The sequence below is a fragment of the Bartonella sp. AC329YNZD genome, assembly GCF_042196685.1.
GTDB lineage: Bacteria > Pseudomonadota > Alphaproteobacteria > Rhizobiales > Rhizobiaceae > Bartonella.
Genome location: NZ_JBHIQS010000048.1, coordinates 1 through 3628 on the forward strand (window position 1 = coordinate 1; position 3628 = coordinate 3628).

Consider the following 3628-nt stretch of genomic DNA (forward strand, 5'->3'; position numbering starts at 1 on the left):
CATTGACGCCCCATAACCCATTCAAGAGCGGGTTTACCATTGACGATATACTTATAAGCTTCAAGAGGGATATCTGTTATTGTGATATTGCTATTATAAAAAACAGTCGATTTATCCTTTTCCTTACTATTCTTAATTTTTGCGAATTTCATTTCAGTCACATAATAAAACTTTTCGGGATTAGAGATCTCTGTCTGTTTTGGATTACCCTTTTTAAAGGTCACTGGATACGGCTCTACATCTTCATAATTCACATGCAAATGACCCAATTCACGCCCTGCTGTTACAAATTTCCAAAAATCATCAGCACTCTTTACACATGGGATACGAGGTAATTCTTTGCATAAATTATCAGCATAACGAGAGCGATAATCTTCTGAATGAAGTAGACCGTAAACATAATAGAATAGATCATCTTTTGTTATGGTTTCATTAGGATAAGCGGCTTTAAAATATGCTAGTCCTTCATCCGTAATGGCATCACGTCTCTGTAAACCAGATGTTGTGTTTTTCTCTGTAGAATTTGTAAATAAATGGGATTGTTTCCCACTTTTACTTTTTGAAACCGTAGTGTCTTCGTAAATATAACGTGGAAAGCATTGACCTTTTTCTATTGCATCTAAACTAGGTAAGGCTTTATTCATCAATACAGAAAAGCCTCCCATTGCTCCTATGCCTGTAATTTGTATTACTTTATTTTCGACGATTCGTCCCATTGGGAATATACACGGCATTTGATAGACTCTATGGTTAAAAACACGACTATAGTAAAGCCATTGCTTCGTAAAAGGACGATATAGGCTTTGAATAAGACATTGATCTTCAAATTCAAAAACCTTTCCTCTTACAAACTCTTCTTTCAGACTACTACTCCAACAAATTTTTTTAGCATCAACACTAACAAAATTGTTTACAGCATTTGCACGTAACTTACGGTCAGCATGCGGATAGACATTATTAAAACGTTCCACTTCGCTATTATAGAAAGCAATCATATGACTCATGTTTTTTGCTAAAACTTCACGATTTGAGTTATATGCCCAAGCATCACGGTTAGTTTGTATACCACACGAAAAAGTTTCAAAGAGCTTTTTATTATTTTCCCTTTTCTTATTATTACCCTTTTTATCACCCAAGGTTAGAAAGCTAGCAAAACTGTCATCACGTTGATGAATCCAGTCACCATGCTTGTCTGGTGTAATGAGTTGCCAGCCTTGTTCATGGGTAATACCATCAATACTGCAAAATTCGTCAAGGATCTCAAGTTTCCTTTTAGTTGTAAGATTACTACCAATGTCGTGATAGTAAATTTTACATGATTCAGTCACATTGGGCTTTTTGATAAAGAGCGTTATAGCGATACCGGTCATACTACCATTGCCAAAAACATTTTCCCCTTCTTGAGCGTTATTTTTGTTCATCATATTTTTACGAATATCTCCCCGTAAATTAAGCACATAAATACTCGTAAATTCATTGGCTAAAGATTTTCGTAAGCAGTCCATTGTTGGCTTTTCTACATAACCAGAACCAGAAACAAAGCCGATTACTCCAGCATTATCAATACGGTCACTAGCCCAACGAATAGCACGAATATAACTATCATAAAGCGCTCGTATATTCGTTACTTTAGATTGAGCAGCGTAGGTTTCACGAATGCGATCATCTAATATCGGATAAGCTGTATTCTTTGCATTGTCGTTTTCGCTTTTTTGACCTACCGAATAAGGGGGATTGCCAAAGATAACTTCAATATTCAGCTTCTTTTGAAGTTCTAAATATTCACTGTTTTCCTCTAGTAAACCTTTCATCAAATCTTGTTTTTCAAGCATACGAAAGGTATCTGTCAAACCAATATGTTTAAAAGGAATATACTCTCCTTTCATAAGACTATGATAGGTCGATTCAATGTTAATCGCTGCTATGTAATAGGCGAGTAAAACAATCTCATTGGCGTGGATATCATGACGGAATTTATATTCCATATCCTCTGGTTTGATCAGTTTAGATTGTAAAAGCCTTGTGATAAAGGTACCCGTCCCCGTGAAAGGGTCAAGAATAGAAACACCCCGTGACCCCAAGCTTTTGCCAAACTCATTACGCAACACATCATCAACAGAATGAATGATAAAATCAACAACTTCAACGGGCGTATAAACAATCCCAAGCTTATCCGTAGTTTTCTTAAATGCCTTGGCAAAAAAGCTTTCATAAAGCGTAATAATAAGATTTTGCCTTGCTTGTGGTGTGGTAATCCCAGAAGCACGAAGCCTTACACTGTTATAAAACTCTTGTAATTCCTTGGATTCTTCCTCGATATTCGTTTTATCCAATTCTTTTAAGATTTTTTCCATTGCTTGCGAAATAGCATTGTTTTGTACAAACTCATTGCCCTTAAACAAAGCTTCAAACACAGGACGCGTGACAAGATGTTGCGCTAACATCTCAATCGCTTCCTCTTGTTTTATTTCACTGTTTAAGTTGTTCTTTAATTCCTTATGAAAGGCATCAAAAGCATGAAAGGCTTCACTGGTTTCATCAGCAAGCAAGTTTTGGAGATGCGTGATATGATTTTGTGCAATCTCAGCCACATTGCCCGCCCAATTTTCCCAATAATCCGCAATAGCAAATTTCTTTGCAAGAAGGGTTTTGAGAGCATTGGGAAACTCTTTATAAAAAGGTAATCTCATTTGCCCTTTATAACTATGCTGCGGTTCATGAGCGGCTTTTCCAATCTCAAGTCCCATATGTTCTGATTTTTCATGGATCTGGAGTTTATCCTCAACCGCGGTCATGCTCTTTAAGGCGACAATCTCCAAAGTATCACTAACATCTTGCCCTAAGATCATTTGGTTAAGGGTGATTTCAAAATTCTCATCATGAGCAAGCAAAGCATTGATCACTTGCCAGACTACCTTGTATCTCTTATTGTAGCGTAAAGCCTGTTCAGCAGAAACCCCAGCAGGGATCCCGACTGGTAAAATGATGTAGCCTCTTTTCTTGCCCTTTGCACGCCGCATGATACGCCCCACCGCCTGTATCACATCCACATGACTTTTACGCGGGTGTAAAAACATGATGGCATCAAGAGCGGGGATATCCACCCCTTCAGACAGACATCTTACATTGGTGAGCACACGACACGTATTTTCCCCCGCATCTTCCTTAAGCCAATCAAGGGCTTTATTGCGCATTTTGGCACTTTGTGTTCCATCAATATGATCAAAGGTACACTGAAGCGGCGGGGTATCTTTATAGAGTTGATGAAGATTAAATAATTCTTCCTGTATCTCTTGAGAATTGAAGGTATCACGGATACGTTCAGAAGTTTTAATGTCTTTACAAAAAGCCAAAGCCCGCCGCATAGGGTTAGGGTCATCACTTAAATCAACCTTGAGATCTATTTTGGCAAGGGCTTGATAACAGCCTATGATCTTGGTTTTATCATCAAGAATAAGTTCATAATTCTCATCGGTCATTAGATGTTGAATGGATTGACTTACTTCTTCTTCATTAACACCCAAAACAATAATCTTATAAGGTGCTAAAAGTTCATTCTGAACGGCTTTTGAGAAAGTATAGGTATAAAGCTCTTTTCCATAGAGCTCTTCATCATCCATAGACGCTA

The 3628-nt window shown here is 37.6% G+C and carries 1 protein-coding gene; it reads right to left on the minus strand.

The genetic code is table 11. The annotated features are described in order from the left end of the window. The coding region (locus ACFIMW_RS08885; RefSeq protein ID WP_375608838.1) for a type ISP restriction/modification enzyme at nt 1-3628 on the minus strand (3628 nt) is incomplete at both ends.